Annotated in this window: 1 protein-coding gene; it reads left to right on the forward strand. The window is 64.6% G+C overall.

The genetic code is table 11. The features are described from left to right. Positions 1-43 precede the first annotated feature (43 nt). Positions 44-240 (forward strand): hypothetical protein (locus ACM0OZ_RS49400; protein ID WP_414590246.1); only part of this gene is annotated, 197 nt, incomplete at its 3' end.

Here is a 240-nt window from a genome sequence, read left to right on the forward strand (position 1 = left end):
GATGGCGCGTGCGAGTTCGGTAATCCCCGCTTGGGGTGAAGGCATGGACCGTGGCGACGAGGTCATGTATCCGGCTGACCGGGAAGTCATCTCCCGGGTCGTGGGGTTCGCGCGCTCGCCGGCTGAGCTGTTGGCGATGATCGAGGCCAGCGTACGTGGCCAGACGCCGCCGATTCCGGCTACCTACGTCCGGGAGTTTCTCGACGAGTACATCCATGTGCCGGACAACGGCAGCTACAG

This window comes from Scytonema sp. PCC 10023 (genome assembly GCF_963920835.1).
GTDB lineage: Bacteria > Cyanobacteriota > Cyanobacteriia > Cyanobacteriales > Nostocaceae > Kalymmatonema.